Genomic DNA, 22,912 nt, shown 5'->3' with positions numbered 1-22,912 from the left:
TTTTATATATTTGTTAATAATAAAACAAGCGGCTAACAACCATTGCCGCTTGTTTCTATGTTTATTCGATTATTTTGTCAAAAAAGTCGGAATATGCATCAATATAGCATTGCTCCCCGGGGTACTCCAAGGTCGGTTTCTTCAATTCGCTGGCGAAAGTACGAAGTTCGTCATCCACGTCCTTGTGATTAAAGATGATGCCATCTGCGTATTGGAATGCCAATTTGTTGATATTCGTGTGTGTCGGATCTTTTATAAGGGCCACGTCTTTGCGTGCAACTCCTTCCGTCATAGCTTTCTCCTCGAATTTGCTATCCAATTTTCCCTCGAATTTATCGTTGTAAGTGGAGAATACCACTTTTGTTTTGGAGAATACCGGGTCATCATGGTACTCTTTTTTGAGGTAAAGCGGAATCAATGCGGTAAACCATCCCTGACAATAGATCAAGTCCGGTGCCCATCTTAGCTTGCGTACCGTTTCGAAAACACCCCGCGCGAAAAATATCGAACGTTCGTCGTTATCGGGAAAAAATGTTCCGTCTTCATCGGCGATCGTGTGTTTGCGTTGAAAATAATCTTCGTTGTCAATGAAATACACCTGCATTCTTGCAGATTGTATGGATGCAACCTTGATAATCAAAGGATGGTCAGTGTCATTGATAATCAAATTCATCCCGGATAACCGGATGACCTCGTGCAATTGATTGCGTCTTTCATTGATACAGCCGTAACGCGGCATGAACGTTCTGATTTCTTTACCTTTTTCTTGAATCCCCTGAGGTAAATATCTTCCGATATTAGCCATTTCGGAATCAGGAAGATAAGGTACAATCTCTTGAGATATAAATAAAACTCTTTTTTTAGCCATAACTACTACTTTTCCCAAAAACCTTACAAAGATAGGCAATTCCGATTAGAATTCAAAACTTCGAGGTAATAAACTCAGGGCAAAAGCGTTTTGACGCTTTCGCCCTTTTAGTCAAAGGTTCATAAAGTCCATAAGGTTCATAAAGTCCGTGGACCCTGCGGGCGCTTAGTCTACGGCAGCCAAGCTGCCGATGAACACAGTCCGAAGGACTCCCGTGACCTTATAGACTTTATGAACTTTAAGAGCCGAAGGCTCGACTTTATAAACTAGGCAAAATGCTAAAATGACTCCTTTCAATGATTTTCATGCAAAATATTTTGCTTTTATCTTAGATTTATATAACATTGCGGAACTCTTTTTAGCCTGTAAATTAGGGGAAGACTTGACTATGGCTTGGCATAATGAATTCGGAAAGTTGGGAGAAGATAAGGTGTATCTTTATCTGTTAGATCTGGGATATACTGTTTTGGAACGAAATTGGCGAATCGGACGTCGGGAATTGGATTTCGTGTGTTTGGACGGAGAGATGCTTGTCGTGGTCGAGGTGAAAACCCGGACGAGCGAAGAGGTGGATATTTTCGAGTTGCTGGATTACAAGAAAAAGAAAAGTCTGCAAGTTGCCGGGGCTGCTTATCTCACGAAAAAGAATATACATCGGGAAATACGTTTCGACCTCGTGGTTGTCACGGGTTCCAATATGCGTATCGAGTACGTGCGTGAAGCTATTGATTTGTTTTAGAAAGAACCGGGTGGCTTCTGTCGTGTGTGTGGTGTGGTAGGAATATGAATGCCACCCGGCATAAGAAAAGTGTCAATAGGGATACTAGAGGTATATCAAAAATTGTGCTAGAAATCGACAATCATTGGATAAATCTTGATAATTTAGGGAATTAATTCAAAATTTACAAAACCGAAAGGAAAAGCTGACACCTAGGGTTTGTAAGGGTGACAACGTCCATAAGGTTGCGGGAATGCTTTTTTTACGGACACTTCTCTTGTAAAGCTGTCCGGAAATGATTACTTTTGAAGAGTTAAATCTAAAAAAAGAGAGTATGGCAACAGTAAAAGCAAAATATTTAGGAGGTCTACGCGTGGAATGCACGCATTTACAGAGTGGTACGACGATTATCACGGATGCTCCGACGGATAATAACGGTAAGGGGGAGGCTTTTTCTCCGACCGATTTGTGTTCTACTTCTTTGGCAGCCTGTGCCATGACAATCATGGGAATTTATGCCCAAAATAACGGAATCGATCTGACAGGAACTGACATCGAGATTACCAAGAAGATGGCTGCAGAGCCTCGCCGTATAGCGGAGATTGATGTAATCTTTAATTTCCCGGCGAACGGGTATACCGAGAAAGAGAAAAAGATTCTGGAGCGTGTGGCGCATACTTGTCCCGTACATTTGAGTCTGCATCCCGATGTGAAACAAAACATCGTGTTTAATTGGCAGTAATGGTAACCGGGGCTACCGGGTTATTGGGTAGCCATTTGTTGTGTCATCTGGCTCGTTCGGGCGAGACAATCATAGCATTAAAAAGAAAAGAGAGTCGTGTCGAGGAGACAATGGCTCTCTTTTCTCGTTATTTCTCGTCCCTGGAAGAAGCTGTTTCTCGTGTAACATGGGTAGAGGGGGACGTGTTGGATGGGGAATCCATCTCCCCGAGCATGGAGAAAGTCCACACGGTGTACCACTGCGCGGCGATGGTTTCTTTTAACGGGAGCGATAGGGATACCCTGTTGCAGACGAATATCCGGGGAACAGAGAATATATGTTCCCTTTGCCTGCAACATCGCGTGCGGCTCTGTTTCGTGAGTTCTATTGCCGCCTTGGGGGATGCTCCTGACGAGAGAGTCATTATTGACGAGGTTACACCCGAAATCCCCGGCTCTGTTCATTCGCTTTATTCGGGCAGTAAGGGAGCGTCCGAGCAGATCGTGTGGGATTACGTGCGGAAAGGGATGGAGGCTGTCATTGTCAACCCGGCGATTATTCTGGGTACCGGACTTCGGGGACGTAGTAGTGCCAAATTGTTCGAGCAAGCCCGGAAAGGAATGCCTTTTTACACCGGTGGGGTGAACGGTTACGTGGACGTGAGGGATGTTTGCGAGGCAATGATTCGCTTGGTAAATATTTCTTCCATCCGGGGAGAGCGGTTCGTGCTTTGCGGTGGAAATTATTCTTACAAGGAGTTGTTTACCGTGATAGCCCGTGCTGCGGGGAAACGACCGCCATATATACGGATGGCGCCTTGGATGACTTCTTTAGCTTGGCGTTTGCTCGCTTTCTTTTCCTTGTTTACAGGAAAGAAACCGGCTTTTACACGTGAAACTGCCCGTTCCTCTCAAAATAAATCCCGTTATTCCAGTGCCAAATTGTTGAAAACGTTACCTGATTTTCGTTTTCATACCTTGGAGGAAACGGCTCGATTCTTTATTCATTTGTGAATATTGTTTTTCTCTTGGATACTCCTTTATAGTGAGTGATTTAACTGTTTGATGTTATATTTCCTGTTCTATTTTGTTAATGTTTGACAGAAATAATGTATTTTTGGAGTCAGAGAGTGAGGCAGATGAGAGTTGATTTAACCTTTTAAAATGACGTTCGTGGATATAGTGAATGTAAAGCAACCGAAAGTCTTTGAAAGTGTATTCCATAGGTATTACGCTTCACTTTGCTATTTTGCCAATAAATTTGTGCATGATGAGGAGGCGGCACGGGATATCGTGCAAGAGGTTTTCCTTCGTTTTTGGGAATCCCAAGGCAAGTTCGCGAACGAAACGGCTCTGAAGTCTTATCTGTATCTTTGCGTTCAGAATGCTGCTATTAATTATTTGGATAAGTTACATACCCGTGAGAAAGCCAACCGGAGTATGGAATGGAAAATTCTTGACGAAGAGGATGTTTTCTGTTTTCAGGTAGAAACCGATGTATTCGAGGAGGTTTTCGCGGCGATAGAAGAATTGCCGCTTGAATGCCGCCGTATCTTCAAAATGAGTTACATGGAAATGCTTGATATTAAGACTATTTGCGAGCAACTGGACGTGGCGGAATCGACAGTGAAGACACAGCGGCAGCGTGCCAAAAAATATCTTCGGGAGCGTTTACAGCATCTTTATCCCGTAGTGATTTTCATGTTTTTCTGATCAATTGATGACTGTCGTTTTAAAGTATTCCTATGGTGAACCCAAGATAATCCTACCGTAATCCTATCCCTACTTCGAAGCAATGCGGAATCTTCGCCGTTGCTTGACTAGCTGGAGATGGTGATGCACTGGCGAATATTCGAAACAGCTTCGAAGGAGAGGTAGGATTATCTTGGGATTACCTTGGGTTCACGGTAGGATGTTCCCGTTGTGTAATTTACGCTGCGCAAATTACGCAACGGGAAATTGGATAGATAAATTTTAAAAAATAATTCGTTTTTCTTGTCATCCTTTTTGGACTTTGGCTGTTTTAATAGTAAAGATTAAACGATCGTTTTTTTATATCCTTTTTTTATGTCCATTTTCATTTTTCCTTTTTATTAAACTGTTGCATCTTTCTCTCGTCAATGTTTTAACTATTAGATGTTTAAAAGAAACCGATCTTTCCCTCTTCTGTAACACAAATTCAAACATCATTAAACGATCGTTAAAAGATATAATCGAAAAGAGGTGGTTCGTTTGATTTTAGCTTATTTTCGGAAGGAGGCGAGTACTAAAGAAGCGAAAGAGTTGGAGGAATGGGTAAACGAGAGCGAGAAGAATAGAGCCTTGTTTGAACGATTGCAAAATTCTGATTATGTGCAGAATGAAATACGCGGATACCAAAGGTTTAATTCCGTGGAGGATTGGAAAAAACTTACTCCGCGATTGACTGAATCTCGCAAAAGCGCGTATCGTTCGATATGGAGGTATGCGGCTTCCGTGATTATTTTATTCAGTTTGGGGGTAACTGCATGGTATTTAATGAAGGATCGGGAGGAACCGGTACAATATGTACAGGAAATAGAATATGGACGTTCGAAAGCAATTTTATTCTTGGAATCGGGGAAAGCGATAGAGTTGGAATCGGGGCGGGATACCCTATATGAAAAGGTGGAGGGGGAGAATTTCGTGAATGACGGAAGAAAGTTGGTTTACACGGAAGTTCCGGCGGAGAAGGCTGTCGAATGGCACACGTTACAGGTTCCGAGAGGTGGCGAGTTCGTGTTGAATTTAGCTGACGGGACGGTTGTTACTTTGAATGCCGATTCTAAGATTCGTTATCCGGCACAGTTCTCGGGAAAAGATCGTCAGGTATTGTTGGAAGGAGAGGCCTTTTTCGACGTGGCTAAAGATAGTTTGCGACCGTTTATCGTGAAGACAAACGGGATGGATGTCCGGGTGTTGGGGACGTGTTTTAACATGAAAGCGTACCCGGACGAGAATCAGCAGACGACACTGGTGAGAGGGGCTGTGGAGGTATCATTGAATCAGCAACAAGTGGTGCTGAGTCCGGGAGAACAAGTGACTTGTGTCGAGCATGAATTGAAGGTCGAACAAGTGGATATTCATCCTTATATAGCTTGGAAAAATGAGCGATTCGTGTTCGAGAACGAATCTTTGGAAGACGTGTTGAAGAAATTGGAACGTTGGTATAATATAGATGTCTTTATCCAGAATGCCGCCTTGCGGGAGATGCGTTTCACGGGTAATCTGCCCAAGTACGAGAAGATAGATAAGGTATTGGAATTGCTGGCATTGACGACACGGGTGAAGTTTGAATTGAATAAGCGGGTTTTGATAGTTCAATTGGAATGATGCATAAAAATAGGGTTCTGCTCTAACAGAACCCCACTCTTGAGATAACTGCCATTGGGGAATGGCAAATTATTAACTATTAATCAGTACAAATCTATGGAAAAAATTCGAGATTTTGACATAGGATGGGAGTCTAATGTCATTTGTAAAATGTTAAGAATTATGAGAGTCTTTATTTGCATTTTTGTTCTGGGTTTATCCACGGTTTCGGCGAATACTTTTTCGCAAGTGCGATTGAGTATAGACGTAAAGGATGCTACTCTTAAAGAAATTTTTAAAGAGATCACGAAGAGCACAGGTTACGAGTTCGTGTATAGCAACAATGAGGTGGAGCAGGTGGGAAAGGTGACAATGAACGCGAAGGATAAAGATTTACAGGAAGTCTTGGCGGAGTGTTTGAAAGGAACGCAACTCTGGTATATGATCGAGGATCAGATTGTGGTGATTTCGCCGAAATTGGTAGATCTGTCTCAAACGAAGAAGGAGAACAAATCCACGGTGGTGAGTGGTAAAGTGATAGATCGAGAGGAAAAACCTATTCCGGGAGCGACTGTCTTGATAAAAGGGACAACAACAGGAGTGGTTACTAATGTTGATGGTGTGTTTTTTATTTTGATTCCTGATACTACGGCGCACGTGGAATTTGTTTTTTCATTTGTTGGGATGAAATCCAAGACAATCGCTTATAAGGACCGACCGAAAAAAGGCGATTGGGTAATTATCATGGAGGAAGATTTGTTGGAAATGGACGAGGTTGTGATTACCGGTTATCAAAATATGAAAAAGTCGCAGATTGCAGGTGCTGTGAGTGTTATCGATGCTGCAAAAGTGAGGATAGGGGGCGTCCCAAGTATCGAGAGTATGTTACAAGGACAGATTACAGGTATGAATGTGATTATTAACTCGGGAGATCCGGGGGCTTCTGCCAAGATACGAATTCGCGGCACGTCGTCCATTTTGGGGAACCGGGCCCCGTTATGGGTATTGGATGGAGTTATTTTGACCGAGGATGATATGGGCGAAGTTAACATGACTGATTTGAATGGTGATGATGCTGCTTATCTTGTAGGTAATGCGATATCAGGTATTAATCCGAACGATATTGATAAAATTACGGTATTGAAAGATGCTTCAGCAACAGCTATTTATGGAGTACAAGCTGCTAACGGGGTTATAGTTGTCACAACCAAACAAGGACAGGCAGGACCTCCAAAAATTTCTTATTCGGGGAGTTATGCTATTAATCAACGTATGTCTTATGCTGATTTGGAGAGAATGAATGCAAGTGAAAGGTTACAACTTTCAAAGGAGATTATTGAAGATAATTCAGCTTATTCTTCTATGCCCGTGGAATATGGCTATGAGGGACTTTATATGAAATGGATAAGTCGTGAGATTACGTATGAGGAGTTCACGAATGGTGTACAAAAATTGGCCGACATGAATACCGACTGGTATGATATTCTATTCCGTAATTCGTTTACACATGCTCATTCACTTAGTTTGAGCGGGGGAAGTGATGGAACACGTTATTATACTTCTTTCGGGTATGACGACACGCAAAGTACTGCAATAAAAAATTACAGTCGACGTTTTACCGCAACGGCAAAGGTTAATTCATGGTTATTGAAGGAAAAACTTTATTTGAGTTTTCAGGCAAATGTTTCAACTAAGAATACTCTTGGATTCCATTCTTCTGTAAACCCGAATACTTATGCTTATAATACCTCTCGGGCAATCCCGTGTTACAATGAAGACGGGTCTTTATATTATTATGATACGTATAATCGGTATTACCGGGATTGGGGAAATTATATTTATTATAATATTCTCAACGAGATGGATGAAACGGGACAATCCGGACGTGTGAATCAGCTTTCTTCGCAACTTAATTTGGAGTGGAATATATGGAGAGGTCTGAAATATAAGTTGCAACTGTCCTATCAGAATAGTCATTCGATGAAAAAGAGTTGGGCAACAGAAAGCTCATATTATGTATCTGATTTGCGCGGGTATAATTTAGATTTTTATAATACTTACGTGGCAGCAGAAGGGGATAAAACAAAGGCTGAAATTAAAGATGGTTCTTCGATTCCTACAGGAGGTATTTATACTAAAAATACGTCACAATCAGATACCTATACGGTACAGAATACGTTGGAATTTAATTACGTGCTAAAGGAGGAGCACGTGGTGAATTTAATGGCGGTATCAGAAATTCGTCAGGTAAAAACGGATGGATTGTCCGGAACGTATTATGGGTGGCAACCGGATCGGGGAGAAACATTTAATCCTGCAATAACAACAGCCTATACAACGCTGCTTGCAGGAGGTTCTCTTAATCCGTCATTGACAAAATCGACTCAGAATTATGTATCATGGATCTTTACCGGATCTTATTCATATAAGGATAAGTTTGTGGTGAATGGGAATATACGTATGGATGGCTCCAATCAGTTTGGTTCTAACCCGAAATATCGATTTTTACCTATTTGGTCAGTGTCGGGTAAATATACTTTGAGCAATGAAAATTTCCTGAGGGATAATAATATTATTTCCTATTTAGCAGTGCGGGCATCCTACGGAATACAAGGGAATGTTGATAGCGGTACATCTCCGGATTTGGTGATAAAGTTAGGGTCACAGAATGCTACAACAGAGCATAATGAATCAACAATTGCTTATTTGCCCAATCCGGATTTGCGTTGGGAAAAAACGACATCGTATAACATCGGATTGGATTTGTCTTTGTTGGATAATCGGGTTTCTGTTGTTGCTGACGTCTATAAGAAACAGGGAACGGATATGATTATGACTAAGAATGTGTCTCAATCTAATGGAATTCAAACTGTTAAAATTAATGCAGGGAAGGTCGATAATAGAGGTGTTGAAATAGGGACAACTATTATTCCATTGAGAACCAAAGATTGGGATATTGCGATAGGGATTAATTATTCTTATAATCGGAATAAACTTATTGATGCGAATGAAAGTTTGGTCACAAATGAAGATAAATTAGCCGGTAATGCTTTAGTGGTTGGAGAGGCGTTGGGAACGCTTTATTCGTATGATTTTGCAGGGTTGAATCACGAGACTGGTTATCCGGTATTCCGTGATATGTATGGAAATACAACTTTTACGAATATAGATGGGGAAGAAAATCAAAATTATTCTCTTTGGTCAGATGAAGTAAATCTTGTGAAATCCGGAGTTATGACAGCCCCTAATCAAGGAGGTATTAACCTGAGTGTCGGGTGGAAAGGATTACGTTTAAGCGGTAGTTTTACTTATCAATTTGGTGGAGTGAACAGACTCTCTGATATTTATGGAAGTAATAGAAATTATGTGTTTAATCCGATGTCGAATGTGTCAAAAGAATATGCTAAGCGTTGGCGAGAATCTGGTGATGAAGCTAAAACCGATGTTCCTGTTCTTTATAATAGCAGAGTGTATAACAAGCTGAAGAATAGATATATATTGACAGGAAAGACAGAGGTGAACGGAACAACGATGTATGATAAATCAACTGTTCGTGTGGCAAAGACTGATTTCTTGAAAATGAGAAGTTTGTCATTGAATTATTTGGTTCCTCGGAAGTTTGTTTCCAAGTGGCGTATCACGGATTGCACGATAGGATTGCAAGCAACAAATTTATTTACTTGGGCAGATAAACGATGGGAAGGTTCCGATCCCGAGGCAGCTTTTGCCACAACACCGTTGACAAGAGCCTATACTTTAAATTTGAACATAACATTCTAAAATTCTGTCATATGAAAACAATATATAAATTATTAAGTGTTGTGATTCTGGCTGGAGTAGTATTCGGTTGTGATGATTTTCTGGAACGTTCAGCTCAAAATTTGATTGTTCCGGAAACCGTGGAGCATTATACGGAACTGTTACAGGGAGATGGCTATTTTAAAGATTTGTACAGTAAAACCTGTTGGGTTCAATTGATGACGGATGATGCTGAATTTCAAGAATGTTATTCACGTTTTGTAGATTACTCGTATACTTCCGATAATGTAACTCATTACGGGGATCTCTATACTTGGCAGTCAGAGGTTGAAAATGATTATTTTTCAGATGAAGCCTATCTTTATCTTTTCAAACAAGTGAAAGTGGCTAATCTTTGTCTTGAAGGAGGCGTTGATGCAGAAGGAGATAAGGATAAGCGTGAAATATTGTTAGGGCAATCTTATTTTACGCGTGCCATGGCATATTTCTATTTAGCTAATTTGTATGCACAAGCATATAATGAAGCTAGCACGGATGATTTGTGTGTGCCTTTGGTGTTAAAGTCTGAGATTATTGTCAATTCACCCGCTCGTGCAACCGTGTCTCAGGTTTGGGAAAGTATGGCTTCGGATATAGAGAACGCTATCGTAAATCTGAAGGATAAAGCAACAGGGGATTATTACACGATAGGGTACGATGCGGCTCTTGCTCTTGCTACCCGTATTTATTTGTTCATGGAAGATTGGGACAATGTTATAAAGTATGGAGAGGAGTTGCTGGAACGTAAGTCCGGTTTGATGGATATTACGAGTGAAACGAAATCTACGAATTCAAGAACTGGTGCTGATAAAAACGTGATTAATTTTATTCAGAAAAGTAATCCGGAGATTATCTGGAGTTATAATACAACTCCATCCTATTCCAGTAGTGGCAGGACGTTTTATAGCCTTTTTAGCAAATATGGCGTGTATTATTCCGGGTATTGGATAGCTGTGTCTTCTCAAACCAATTATGACGGACAAAAAACATTGGTAGAAATGTATGATACCGATGAAGCGGCGAAGACAGGGGATAGACGTTTACTTTATTGGTTTATATTACCTTCGAAAATGTCTTCATCCAGCTATGCAGACAGTTATAATACTTATAGAACATTGAAATATGATTGTGATGACGAGAAGGCTTTACAGCAATGCTTGCGGACCGGAGAGGTTTATGTTTCGTTGGCTGAAGCTTATGCACGTCGGAATGAAGCGGGAGATAACGCGAAAGCTGTCGGGTATCTGAATTCTTTGCGGGAAAAACGAATTAATCCTTATACGACTTTAACTTTGGCCGATTTTACCTCTAATGATGCTCTTGTTCAATTCTGTTGGGATGAACGTCGTCGGGAGTTGTGTTTTGAAGAATGTCATCGCTGGTGGGATATGCGAAGACAAGGACAGAAGCAGGTTACTCATCGTTATAATTATGCGGGGACAAGTGGTAATACATTTGTAACGTTTACTTTGCAAGAGAAAGATCCCGCTTTTATTTTGAACTTCCCGATAGCGGAACGTAATCAATCTCCTAATTTGGTACCTAATTCTCGTCCTGCGCGAAATGAAAATTAATGGAAATTTAAATAGGAAAGAGATGAAAACATTTAAATATATATTGGTTTTGTGTATAATGGTGACGGCAATGGCTTGTGACCGCGGTGATGATGCAGATTTTGATGTACAGCTTCCTGATGGACCGTCGTTTGATGAGTCTACGGTTCATGGAAAGCGGATGAAAGAGTTTTTTGACAAATTTGGAGTGTGGTGTCAATACAATGTTCCTGCAAATGACCTGTTTTATGCATGGACTACAAGTGAAAATTATTCTTCAAGTTCTTTAGATTACGAATATGAAGAGGCGAATCCGGATTATATTGTAAAAGCTCTGGATTTCTTGGAAAATGAAGTAATGGCGAATATGCCTAATAGCATTCTTGGCGAATATATGGGATTGTATATTGCTTTTGAGGGACGTGTATTTCATTCTTGTGAATTGGAGGATTATTTGAACTATACTTCAAAAGAAGAGTATCCTGATTTGGAAGAAACATTTGAAGAGGTTGCTTATGGATGGAATGGTAGTCGCTATTTGCTGCTGGCTCCGGTAGGTCCCGAGTTTGATAAAATTGATAAGGAGTCCATAAAACGTGGATGGACTGCATTGATTTTTTATGAGGCATTAAAAAATCTGCCGAATCCGGATGCTTTTGAAAGTAATAATAAGACTGCATGGGACAATTGGCTCGGGTATTTTTATTACGATTATATAGTCGGGGAGCATGAAGATGGTTGGGATGAAGGAAATATATTCTTCTCTTATGATCCTTATTCAAGTGGACTCGTGAGTGCTGGAGCAATAAAAGTTGCGACTTTATATGACGGCTTTGATGATGAGGATAATGAAACGGGGTATTATGTTTATATTTCCAAATGGTATGGTATTCCTACATGCTTGAATGCTTTTGCTGATTATGTTGCATATATCATGTATGCGTCTGCAGAAGAAAAAGCAGAGATTCGTGCCAAGAGTTCAAACATTATCGTGAATGAAGGTCTTGTTAAGGAGTATTGTAAAAAGTATTTGAATTGGGATATTCCTGAATTAGGAGAGTAATTATTGATTTAATTTGAAAATCATAGAAACGTGAAAAAATTATTTATTTTATGCGTGAGCCTGTTTATAACAGGCCTCACGTTCTCTCAGACTGTTTTCATGGAGAATGAGTCGTGGGATGCAGTAAAGGATAAGGCGGCAAAAGAGAAAAGAATGATTTTTATGGATTGTTACACTTCTTGGTGTGGACCATGTAAAGGTTTGGCTCAAAATGTTTTCCCACAGAAAAAGGTTGGTGATTTCTTGAACTCTCATTTCGTGTGTTGTAAGTATGACATGGAAAAAGGGGAGGGAATCATGTTGTACAAAAAATACAAGAGTGATATTCCGGGATTCCCTACTATGCTGGTGATTAATCCTGCGGATGAAAGTATCGTTCACAAAGTGGTCGGTTACACGGAGCCGGATGCACTTATTGTGGCTTTGCAAGACGGATTGGATGGTAAGACATTGACTGTATTTCAAAAACGTTATGATGCAGGGGAACGTTCTTTGGAATTGATGCAAGATTATTGTAAGGCACTTGATGTTGCTTACGATCAGGATACAAAAGAGAGAGTTATAAGAGAGTATATTGAATCCATGCCGTTGGATTCGTTAAAAAGTAAAGAGTTGTTTGATATGTACCTGCCTTACCTGAAAGATGCCTATTCTCCACAGTACGAGTATGTAGTCAAACATTTAGATGATTATCAGTATAAGCTTAAAATGAACAGGTATGATATTGAAACTCGTTTGCAAAGGACGATGTCTGATGCTGTTCGGGAAATTGTGAATATAACTCTTAATAATACGTGTGCGGATACCTTAGCCATGATGCGAGAGAAGGAAAAGGTGTTGAAAAAGTTATTGCAGAGTGCTAGCGTGAAGGGATTTAATGAGTTGTATGCGAAGCTTGCAGTCAATGATATCCGGATGAAAGGAGATATTGTGGCACTGGATGCTATGCTTGAAGCGGATAAAACCTTGCGTGCAACAAGAGATGAATACTCCTTTCGTCCAGATATGTATAAATATATAATAGAATTTGCAAATAATAAGACACAAAAGGAGGTTATCAGGAAATATCTGGCAATTATTCAAGAAAGACAGAGTATGGATGATGAAAAAAGTAATGGAAAAATTACCCTTTTCACGTCGAATAACTATGATATTTTGGCCATAGGATATTATCGTTTGGGGGATAAAAAGAGAAGTGAAGAGTGCGCAAAGGAATTTGACGAACGCTATAAAATAAAACTTGTGGATATGAAAGAGATGTTCAAAGATGAAAAGGTAAAAGCACAAATTGATCAGGAATATATACAGACTGTTAATGAACTTTATGCGAAAATAGGTTTGGAGCAGAAATAATAAAATCGAGAAAGTATGTAAATGTAATTGTATGAGAATAAAATTATTTTTAATCCTGTTATTGACAGGATGGGGGTATGTTTTGTGTGCCCAAGAAGAGAAACAGGAAGGAATTGTGTTCATGGAGAATGAACCTTGGAGTGAAGTTTTGCGGCAGGCAAAAGAGCGGAATCGGTTGATTTTCATGGATTGCTATACCGTGTGGTGTGGTCCTTGTAAAGGATTGTCGAAAGATGTATTCCCACAGAAGCAGGTGGGTGATTTCTTTAACGCTCACTTCGTGAATGCGAAGTATGATATGGAGAAAGGGGACGGAAAAATGTTGCGGGAGAAATACAAGGAGTACATTATCGGTTTCCCGACTCTGTTGCTAATCGATCAGAATGGTGAGGTAATTCATCAGATGGCGGGATACCAGAAGGCGGAAGATCTGATAGCAGGGATGAAAGCCGGATTGGAAGGGAAGGCATTGCCCGCCTTACAAAAGAAGTACGAGGCGGGAGCCCGGGATTTCGAAACGGTACGGGATTACGTGGCAGCATTGAACGGGGCTTTTAAAAAAGAGATTATTCCTGTGATTGCTTCTGAATTCATGAAGACAATACCGCTCGAGAAGTTAATGGATAAGGAGGTTTGGGGACTCGTGGGAGCGTATATTACTGATCCTTATACGGAGGCTTATCAGTTTGTTTTCAAACAGATTGAGAAGTTTCAATATCGGGTTGGAGTGAATCGTTATGATCTGGAACGCCAATTGGGGAACGGAATGGCAGATGCAGTGAAAGAGATTATTCAAATAACGACGAAAACAACAAATGCGGATACATTGAAGATGATGGCAGATAAAGAAGAGGTTCTGCGGGAAATGTTGGAACAGAACACGGTGAAGCGTTTTCCGACTTATTTGTGCAAACTGGCAATTAACGAGCTGCGTCTGACGGGGAAGGTGGATGTGATGTTTCGTATGATGGTGTTCGCGGACGAGTTGAATATATTAAATTACGAGAATGATTTTCGAGGCGGTACTTATTTGTATATCACGGAGCACGTGAAAGACAAGAAAGTATTGAACGGGATATTGAAGATTATGACTGCTGACCAAGAGAAAGCAAATCAAACGAAAAGTGATCTCGTGCGGAGTAATTATTATGACGTGATTGCGGCAGTTTACACGAAACTCGGGCAAAAGGATAAAGCTGCCGAAGCGAAGAAAAATTATGAGCAGTTGGAGGAGAAAAAGATGGTAGAGATGAAAAAGATTTTTGGAGTAAAGGATGAGAAATGATGTTTTATTAAAAATAGATATTATGATAAAAAATGTATGTTATTGGTTGTGTGCTGTTCTCTTGTTAGCGGTAGGATGCAGCAAGGAGAGGACTTACACGATTTCCGGGACATGGGAAAATGGTGACGGTAGGGTTGCCTATCTGAAAAAGGAGATTGGTGATAAACAATTTCAAGTATTGGATTCGGCTGTCGTGAAAGACGGCAAGTTCGAGATGAAGGGGATAATTCTTGAAATTGATATGCGAAAATTGGTGATCGGCAAGGACGAACAGGATATTTTGTTGGACGAGATCCCTATTCAAGTGATGGCAACTCAAATGACCAATAAACAGGGAGAGAAAATCGAGTCGTGGAAAGTCGGGATTAAAGGGAGTCGCGAGCAGGAGATTATACAGAAAGGGAAGAGTCTTTCCATGGGAAAAAGTTTAATGGGTTTGGCCGGTATGTTTGCCATGGTAAACGTGAAGGATGATTCCGTGAAGCTGGACTCCGTATATAAAGCCACGCAGATGATGAAAAAGGCTATGGACGAGCAAATCAAGAATTTCGTGGATTCCAATAATAATAGTTTGGCGATTACTTATTTGATCGGTGATTTTATTGCCAAGGAATACCCGTTCGAGGACGTGGAACATTATTATAGCAATTTGACCCCGGAGGTGAAAACTTCTTACCCGGGACAGTTGTTGAAAGACCGGATGATGAGTCTTCAATCCATTAACGTGGGTGGTTTTGCCCCGGATATTGATTTGACCGCTCCGGACGGGAAGCCAATCAAGCTCTCGTCGTTGAGAGGGAAGTACGTGTTGTTGGATTTCTGGGCTTCGTGGTGCGGACCTTGTTTGGCAGAAGTGCCGAACGTGAAAGCGATTTATGATATGTATAGGGACAAAGGATTCGAGGTGTACGGGGTGTCGCTGGATGATAAGAAAGATGCTTGGGAGAAAGCGATTGACAAACACGGTCTGAATTGGGTGCATGTTTCTTCGTTGAAAGGGTGGGAGTGTCCCGTGGCGAAACGTTATAACGTGACGGGTATTCCGAAAATATTCCTTTTGGACAAGGAAGGGCGTATCGTAGCCACGGATTTGAGGGGAGGGGCTTTGAAAGAGAAAGTAGCGTCGTTTTTTGAATAGCAAAGGATAGTACACGAAAAAAATAATGGATTCTCTTGTCAACTGATTTTGACTTTTGTGTCTATTAATAAATGAAGTTATATAATAGATGACTAATTTAATAAGTTTAGTATGAGAAAATGGATGTTTGTATTGTTGGCAGTAATGATTGCCATGCCGTTGTCGTCGGATTTGTATGCGGCAAGTAAAGAGAAAAAGAAGAAAGGTGCGACCGCGGCAGCGTTGCCTGCTCCCAAGAAAGTAAGTGCTTATGATAAGTTGCTGAAAGGAAAAAATGTAGTTACGTCGAAGAGTGATTTTATTACCTTGCATAAGGTGGGTAACAAGTTGTATTTTGAGATTCCGTTGAAGTACATGGAACGTGAGATTTTGCTTGCTTCCACGGTGACGAACGTGACCTCTCCGGAGTTTTGCGATATAGGCTACAAGGCAAATAGTCCGTTACATTTGAAATTCACGAAACGGGATAGTTCTATATTCTTGCGTTACGTGAGTTCGTCTGCGACTACCGATAATTTGCAGAAGGCGATGAGTAGCGTGTACGGCGCTCCGATCCTGTACTCGTATGACGTGAAGGCGTATAATGCCGACAGTTCGGCCGTGGTAATCGATATGTCGACGCTGTTCACCACGAACGTGAAGGATTTGGGATTTTTCGCTGATGCCATGATGGGCGGTATGGTAAAGATTTCCTCTTCTTTCAAGAAGGAGGCGTCTTATTTGGACGAGATCAAGGCTTTCGATGATAACTTGAGCGTGAAGACGGTGATGTCGTACGGGGTGTCATTGAGCGTGATGGGAATGATGAAGCTGATGGATGATTATCCTTTCACGGCAACGGTTACGCGTTCTATCCTGCTTTTGCCGGAAGACAAGATGCGTCCCCGTATTTCGGATTCCCGCGTGGGTATATTCAATAGTAATAAACTCCGGCTTTCTATCACGAAAGAGGATGCCATCGGAAGTTATTCCGTGGCTCATCGCTGGAGAATAGAACCGAAAGATGTGGAGGCTTACAAGAGAGGCGAACTGGTGGAACCCGTGAAACCGATCGTGTTCTACGTGGATGATGCTTTCCCGGAATTGTGGAAAGAGCCGATTCGTCAAGCCGTGACGACTTGGAATATTGCGTTCGAGAAGATCGGTTTCAAGAACGTGATGGTGGCGAAAGATTTCCCGAAGGATGATCCTGATTTTGACCCGGATAACTTGAAGTATTCTTGTATCCGCTACGTGCCAAATTCCACGGCTAATGCTATGGGACCGTCATGGACAGACCCGACAACGGGAGAGATTATCAATGCCTCGGTGTTGGTTTACGGGAATATCATTCAATTGATTAATAACTGGCGTTTCGTGCAGACGGCACAGCTTGATCCTTCCGTGAGAACGAAAAAGTTGCCGGATGACGTGGTGCAAGCATCATTAATTTACGTGGTGGCTCACGAAGTAGGACACTGTTTGGGATTCATGCATAATATGGCTTCTTCCGCTGCTTTCCCGGTAGATTCTTTACGTTCCGCCACGTTTACTCAAAAATACGGGACTACACCTTGTATCATGGATTATGCCCGTTTCAATTATGTAGCTCAACCGGGTGACAAGGGTGTGAAATTGACTCCCCCGAATTTGGGTGTGTATGACGAGTTTCTAATCAAATGGAATTACCGGTATGTGCCTGATGCACGGGATGAGTGGGATGAACAGGCAATCGTGGAGAAATGGGTGGACGAGAAAGCGGGCGATCCGATCTATCGTTACGGGAGACAGCAAATTCAGGTGCGTTATGATCCGAGTGCTATAGAGGAGGACTTGGGTGACGATCCGGTAAAGGCAAGTGATTACGGGGTGAAGAATCTGAAGTATATTCTTTCAAATTTGAAGGGATGGATCAATGATGATGCGGATTATTCTCATCGTCAGACTTTATACGGTCAGATTATGAATCAATATTACCGTTACTTGCGCAACGTGATGTATAATGTCGGTGGTATTTATTTGACGGAAGTGAAAGAAGGTACCCCGGGTAAACGTTACGAGGCAGTGCCGAAAGCTCGTCAGAAGGCTTCTTTGGCTTGGGTGTTGAAGCAATTCAAGGATTCCGATTGGTTGAATAATACGGAATTGAAGCAACATTTCCCGTTGCACGTGGATGGAAGTGCTATCGTGCGTGATCGAGTGGCGAAAGATTTGAGAGGTTTGACGAGTAACGTGATTCTTTCTTCTCACGTGGCAAATTCACCGTACACGGTCAATGAATTTATGACGGATCTTTACAACGGGACGTGGAATAACCTGTTGCAGGGGAGGTCGTTGACGCAAGGAGATAAGATTTTGCAACAAGCTATGGTGGATATGTTCTGCGAGTCATTGAGTGACGGTGCCGGTAAGAAATCCGCTTCTCCTTTCGGGTTCGCTCCTTCGGTGGACGAGATTGTTGCCTACGGCTTGGACGAGAGCGGTTTGATTGGTCGTTTCGCAGATCAATTCCGTACAGTGGATGAAGAATACGGGAGAGGTTATGTTGCCTCGCGTATGATCGAGAATCAGTTCGGAACGCCGGGTTACGGTTGGCAAAGAGCCGTGAATGTATCTGCTATTGATGATTCGAAGGCTTATATGCAGGATATGGCAATTAAGTCCCGTAATTTGTTGAAGAGCAAGATCGGTGGAACGTCAGGTAGCGCAAAAGTGCATTATCAATCGCTTTTAATTAAGTTGAATAATGCGTTAAAGGATAAGTTATAGGAATTGTTTTTCTCATTTTAGTTGAAGAAGATGTCCAAAAAGTACTCGTCTGCTGCGTTCTTGCTTTCCAAAGATTCGATCACGTGCTTTAGTACGCTCCCTCATCTTTGTAAATCAGAGCCTTGCATCTGAGTATTTTTTGAACACTTCTAAAGAATACAAATAGAGGCTGCCACCAAGATAGCCTCTTTTTTTATGTGTATATTCATTGAAAATGAACCTTTTGCCGCTAAGAACGTATTTTTTACAGAAAAAATATAACTTACATTACCCCCTTTTGGTAGATTTAAGTGTATTAGGAGTATAAAATCACACTATGATGAGTAAAGTAACTGACAAGTCGTTTAAAATATCATTTTCTATCGCCCGTGTAATCAGCGGGGAAGCCACTGTCGCGGAGCGAAGAACGGTAGATGAATGGCTTGCGGTTTCGGAGGAGAACAAGCGGTTGTTTGAACGATTGCAGGATGAGAAAGAATTAGTACGTAAGATTGAATTGTATCGGACGATTGATAAACGTATGGCTTTTAAGGAGTTTTTGCGAGAAAAGGAGAGAATGGAAAAAGTTCGCCGACAACGCCGGATAAACAGAATTTTCCGGTATGCAGCCATATTGCTTATTCCTTTGTTGGTTGGGGGTATATATATGCTGCAACAGAGCTTTTCCGGTGATGAGGTTATGCAGGTGGCATCGGCTATTGCCCACGGGGACAAGAGAGCCGTGTTGCGTTTGTCGGATGGTAGCGCGATAGAGTTGGGAAAAGACAACGTGGTATTAAGTGAGCGGAATGGTACGATGATATCCAACCGGAATAGCGGGGAATTGGTGTATCAAGGTACGACCGGGGGAGAGGATGCAAAAGTCATTTATAATACATTGGAAATTCCGGCTAACGGGGAGTTTTTCATGCAGTTGGCGGATGGTTCCAAGGTATGGTTAGGGGCTTGCTCCAAGCTTAAATATCCGGTGGCGTTTAATGGAAAAACGAGAGAGATTTATCTGGAAGGAGAAGCATTCTTCGAGGTGGCGAAGAATCCGGATAAACCGTTTATCGTGAAAACTAAAGGTTTTGCGGTGAGGGCATTAGGAACCTCGTTTAACGTGATGAGTTACATGGATGAAACTTTCGCCCATACCACGTTGAAGACCGGAAAGGTGGAGGTGACAACACGGGAGCAGGAAAAGGTGGTTCTAACCCCGGGACAACAGGCGTATTACTCGGAACATGGAGTAAACGTGAGAGAGGTGGACGTGGAGGTTTATATAGCATGGATGGGGAATACGTTCAAGTTTGACAAAGAGAATATAGATGTGATCCTGCGAAAGATAGCTCGTTGGTATAATGTACATATATTTTATATGAACGAGAATTTGAAGAACTATCATTTTAAAGGAACACTTCCCAAGTACACGGATATACATGATGTGCTTGAATTATTGGAACAGACAACAAATATAAAATTTGAGATAAAGGGAAATACTGTAATAGTGATGCAAGATTTGACAAGATCGAATCACTAGTGTGCCAAAGGTATTTTTCCAGCTTGTCAGGTGTGAGTTTATAAGATTTGCAAAGGTATTGTTATGTGCATCGGGTAAATAATTTGCTCGTTGTGAGGATATTGTATGTATTATTTTAAAATTAATGATGATTATTATGAGACGAACTTTTTTGTTTTTTGTTACTTGTCTTGTTGTGCTTTCCGCGGCAGAACCGCTTAGCGCCGGAACGAGGAAGAAGAAAAAGGTAGAGGAGAAAAAGGTAACCCCTTACGAGAAACTGTTCCAAGGCAAGAAGGTGGAAACAGTGAAAGGGATGGTTACATTGCACAAGATGGACGGGAAGGTCTATTTTGAATTTCCATTAAACTTGATGGGGCGGGATATGTTGTTGGGTTCCACCGTTTCGGAGATTAGTGATAACGGGAATGTATTGGTGGGACAGAAGGTGAAACAACCCTTACATATAAAGTTTACACTTCGCGATAGTACGGTGGAATTGCGGGAAGTGACCAATAGAGCTCGTCGTCAAATATTCACGGATTACGAGGAAGAAGGTGTTCTTGCTGCCTTGGCACAGGGAGTGGGATGTCCGGTGATGCAGGGATTTAAAGTGAAAGCGTATAATGCGGATAGTACTGCCGTCGTGTTTGAGATGACTGATTTTCTGGTGAGTGACAACAAGCGGCTTGATCCTTTTGATCCGAACGGGAAGAAGACTATGTACGGGGCATGCGCCCGTCGGGCTTCTTTTAAAAAGAACCTGTCGTATGTCGATCAGTTGAAATCGTTCGAGGACAATATGTCGATTACCTCTTGCCTGAGTTACACGCAGGATTTGTTGTACATGGGAATCGTGATGATTGCTTATCAAGAACCCGTGCGGATAAAAGTGAACCGTTCTTTTGTTCTTTTGCCGGAAGAACCTGTTATGCATGCCCGTATGGCGGATCCCCGGATTGGTTATTTCACTTCATCTAAAGAGAAATTGACTCGGTACGCGGATGAGGTGCAGATACTGACTTATGCCAATAAATGGGATATTCGTCCGAAAGACGTGGAGGCGTATAAAAGAGGGGAGTTGGTGGAACCGGTGAAACCGATCGTGTTCTACGTGGATGACAAATTCCCGGAAGCATGGAAAAAACCGGTAAGAGAGGGCGTGTTGGAATGGAACAAAGCGTTCGAGAAGATCGGTTTTAAAAACGTGATGGTAGCGAAAGATTTCCCGAAAGATGATCCTGAGTTTGATCCTGCCAACTTAAAATATAACTGTGTTTATTACGCGCCTATCGGTATCGCCAATGCTATGGGGCCTTCTTGGGTAGATCCCCGGAATAGTGAGATTATTCAAGCTTCGGTGTTCATTTATCATGATGTGATCCAGTTGGTGAATGATATGCGTTTCGTGCAGACTTCGCAAGTGGATCCCCGTGTACGCACGACAAAATTACCGGAAGATGTGTTGGAAGAGAGTATGCGTTATATTGTGGCGCACGAGGTTGGGCACTGCCTCGGTTTGATGCACAATATGGCTTCGTCGGCTTCAATTCCGGTAGAGAAATATCGTGATAAAGAGTTTATGGAGAAATACGGGACGACGCCTTCCATCATGGACTATGCCCGGTTTAATTATATCGCTCAGCCTGAAGACAAAGGGGTGAAATTAACTCCTCCCCGTTTGGGTGTATATGATTTCTACGCGATAGACTGGGGATACCGTTTCTTCCCGGATGCCAAGAGTACGGAAGAGGAAGTTCCTCACTTGAACAAAATTATCGAGGATAAGATTGGTGACCCGATGTATCGTTACGGGAAACAACAAATTTATTACGGGGTATTTGACCCGACTTCCTTGACGGAAGATTTGGGTGACGATGCCGTGAAAGCCGGGGAATACGGTATCAAGAACTTGAAATATATCATGAGTCATTTGAACGAGTGGCTGGATGGACAGGATGCGGATTATAGTTATCGATTCCATATTTATCAGGCAATAGCTTCTCAATATATGCGTTATTTGTATAACGTGAATATGAATATCGGGGGATTCTATATCAATGAGCATATGGTCGGTGATCCTTACGCCACGTCTGCCATTGTCTCGAAAGAGATGCAGAAACGTTCGGCACAGTTCCTGTTTGAACAATTGAAAGACATGGATTGGATTGATAACATCGACGTGGTGAAGAATTTGCCGCTGGACGGATCGACAGCCCGGTTGATGCTGAAAAATCTTGCCGGTTCGCTATTGAACACGAAACGTTTGTCGCTGGCAGTTTATCGGGATAAAGATGCTTATTCGCCGGAAGAATATCTGACGGATTTATACGAGAGTATCTGGGCTTCCGCGATAAAGGGAACGAATCCCACGGAATGTGAGCGTATCCTGCAAACCGAAGTGTTGAAGAATTTAATTAAAGGGGCAGATCCTCTCACTCCCAGAGGTGAAGTGGATGAATTGCTTGCGGCCGAGATGAATCGGGATGTACATGCTTTGTCACCTCGTGCGGATTTACCCGTGTATCAACAAATGGAATTGTTTGATCATTTGAGAGATATGCCGGTTGTTTCAGGTAATTTCCAAGGCGATATGTTGGATTACTATCATTCATTGAATCAGATGAATGAATTGAACGAGCGTGCCGGGTTTGACTATATTTATTATGTATTCAACACGTCGACGAATAACAATAACTATTTGTATTATCAATTATTGACAAAAGTGAAAGCCGTGATGGAAAAAAGGAAAAATAGTGGCTCGTATGAAACTCGTGCGCACTATACTTATTTGCTTTCTATCGTGGAGGATTTTATGAAGTCAAAATAAATAGGGT

At 41.7% G+C, this 22,912-nt stretch carries 15 protein-coding genes; 14 read left to right on the top strand and 1 reads right to left on the bottom strand.

The window, feature by feature from the left end; genetic code table 11:
- Positions 1-61: 61 nt before the first annotated feature.
- Positions 62-868 carry a glycogen/starch synthase gene (locus tag L0M98_RS18655; protein ID WP_186977396.1) on the bottom strand — a complete coding sequence of 269 codons (807 nt, stop codon included), beginning with the start codon at positions 866-868 and terminating at the stop codon, positions 62-64.
- A 388-nt stretch (positions 869-1,256) separates the two neighbouring features.
- Between L0M98_RS18655 and L0M98_RS18650 the strand changes: the two genes are divergently transcribed.
- The 14 genes from L0M98_RS18650 (at position 1,257) to L0M98_RS18585 (ending at position 22,905) form a co-directional block, all read left to right on the top strand.
- A complete protein-coding gene (locus tag L0M98_RS18650) occupies positions 1,257-1,607 on the top strand; it encodes a YraN family protein (protein ID WP_227217164.1) in 351 nt (116 codons plus the stop codon).
- Positions 1,608-1,920: 313 nt separating this feature from the next.
- Positions 1,921-2,328, top strand: a complete 408-nt coding sequence (locus tag L0M98_RS18645; protein ID WP_099289916.1) for an OsmC family protein — start codon at positions 1,921-1,923, stop codon at positions 2,326-2,328.
- Positions 2,328-3,320 carry an NAD-dependent epimerase/dehydratase family protein gene (locus tag L0M98_RS18640; protein WP_227217241.1) on the top strand — a complete coding sequence of 331 codons (993 nt, stop codon included), beginning with the start codon at positions 2,328-2,330 and terminating at the stop codon, positions 3,318-3,320. Before L0M98_RS18645 ends, L0M98_RS18640 begins: the two co-directional genes overlap by 1 nt.
- Before the next feature lie 159 nt (positions 3,321-3,479).
- Positions 3,480-4,019 (top strand): RNA polymerase sigma-70 factor, encoded by a 540-nt coding sequence (locus L0M98_RS18635; protein WP_237961838.1) that lies wholly within the window; start codon positions 3,480-3,482, stop codon positions 4,017-4,019.
- A 510-nt stretch (positions 4,020-4,529) separates the two neighbouring features.
- Positions 4,530-5,657, top strand: a complete 1,128-nt coding sequence (locus L0M98_RS18630; RefSeq protein ID WP_227217166.1) for a FecR family protein — start codon at positions 4,530-4,532, stop codon at positions 5,655-5,657.
- A gap of 162 nt (positions 5,658-5,819) precedes the next feature.
- Positions 5,820-9,416, top strand: coding sequence for a SusC/RagA family TonB-linked outer membrane protein (locus tag L0M98_RS18625; protein ID WP_227217167.1), 3,597 nt, complete (start codon positions 5,820-5,822; stop codon positions 9,414-9,416).
- Between the two features lie 11 nt (positions 9,417-9,427).
- On the top strand, positions 9,428-11,008 hold the full coding sequence (locus L0M98_RS18620; protein ID WP_227217168.1) for a RagB/SusD family nutrient uptake outer membrane protein: 1,581 nt from the start codon (positions 9,428-9,430) through the stop codon (positions 11,006-11,008).
- Positions 11,009-11,030: 22 nt separating this feature from the next.
- The gene (locus L0M98_RS18615) at positions 11,031-12,050 is read left to right on the top strand and encodes a hypothetical protein (protein ID WP_227217169.1); all 1,020 of its coding nucleotides are present in this window, start codon (positions 11,031-11,033) and stop codon (positions 12,048-12,050) included.
- A 30-nt stretch (positions 12,051-12,080) separates the two neighbouring features.
- The gene (locus tag L0M98_RS18610; RefSeq protein ID WP_227217170.1) at positions 12,081-13,403 is read left to right on the top strand and encodes a thioredoxin family protein; all 1,323 of its coding nucleotides are present in this window, start codon (positions 12,081-12,083) and stop codon (positions 13,401-13,403) included.
- 31 nt (positions 13,404-13,434) lie between these two features.
- Positions 13,435-14,688 carry a thioredoxin family protein gene (locus L0M98_RS18605; RefSeq protein WP_227217171.1) on the top strand — a complete coding sequence of 418 codons (1,254 nt, stop codon included), beginning with the start codon at positions 13,435-13,437 and terminating at the stop codon, positions 14,686-14,688.
- A gap of 22 nt (positions 14,689-14,710) precedes the next feature.
- A complete protein-coding gene (locus L0M98_RS18600; protein WP_227217172.1) occupies positions 14,711-15,826 on the top strand; it encodes a TlpA disulfide reductase family protein in 1,116 nt (371 codons plus the stop codon).
- 111 nt (positions 15,827-15,937) lie between these two features.
- Positions 15,938-18,574: a zinc-dependent metalloprotease gene (locus L0M98_RS18595; protein WP_227217173.1), complete on the top strand. Its 2,637-nt coding sequence runs from the start codon at positions 15,938-15,940 to the stop codon at positions 18,572-18,574.
- Between the two features lie 316 nt (positions 18,575-18,890).
- On the top strand, positions 18,891-20,096 hold the full coding sequence (locus L0M98_RS18590) for a FecR family protein (RefSeq protein WP_227217174.1): 1,206 nt from the start codon (positions 18,891-18,893) through the stop codon (positions 20,094-20,096).
- 136 nt (positions 20,097-20,232) lie between these two features.
- The gene (locus tag L0M98_RS18585; protein WP_227217175.1) at positions 20,233-22,905 is read left to right on the top strand and encodes a zinc-dependent metalloprotease; all 2,673 of its coding nucleotides are present in this window, start codon (positions 20,233-20,235) and stop codon (positions 22,903-22,905) included.
- The last annotated feature ends 7 nt before the right edge of the window (positions 22,906-22,912 follow it).

The sequence above is a fragment of the Butyricimonas sp. DFI.6.44 genome, from assembly GCF_022132345.1.
Lineage (GTDB): Bacteria > Bacteroidota > Bacteroidia > Bacteroidales > Marinifilaceae > Butyricimonas > Butyricimonas muris.
Note: the sequence above shows the minus strand (reverse complement) of the source record. Positions and strands in the feature narration are given on the sequence as shown.